At 72.5% G+C, this 255-nt stretch carries 1 protein-coding gene; it reads left to right on the top strand.

Translation table 11 applies throughout. From position 1 onward, the window contains the following. Positions 1 to 255 (top strand): transposase (locus ACG0Z3_RS23370; RefSeq protein ID WP_394402473.1); only part of this gene is annotated, 255 nt, incomplete at both ends.

Genomic DNA, 255 nt, shown 5'->3' with positions numbered 1-255 from the left:
CCAAGATCGACAAGCTCAACTTCGAGCTTGCCCGGTTGCGCCGCTGGCAGTTCGACGCCAAGACCGAGGCCATGACCGCCGCGCAGCGGCTGCTGTTCGCCGAAGCCCTGGCCGAGGACGAGGCCAGCCTGCGCGCGAAGTTGGCCGAACTGCAGCGCGGCCTGCCTGAGGCGCCCAAGACGCCCAAGGCACCCCCGCGCAAGCCGCGGCGCCAGGCGCTGCCCGCGCACCTGGAGCGCGTGGAGCACCGCCACG

This window comes from Pelomonas margarita (assembly GCF_043555875.1).
GTDB classification, from domain to species: Bacteria; Pseudomonadota; Gammaproteobacteria; order Burkholderiales; family Burkholderiaceae_C; genus Pelomonas; species Pelomonas margarita.
Note: the sequence above shows the minus strand (reverse complement) of the source record. Positions and strands in the feature narration are given on the sequence as shown.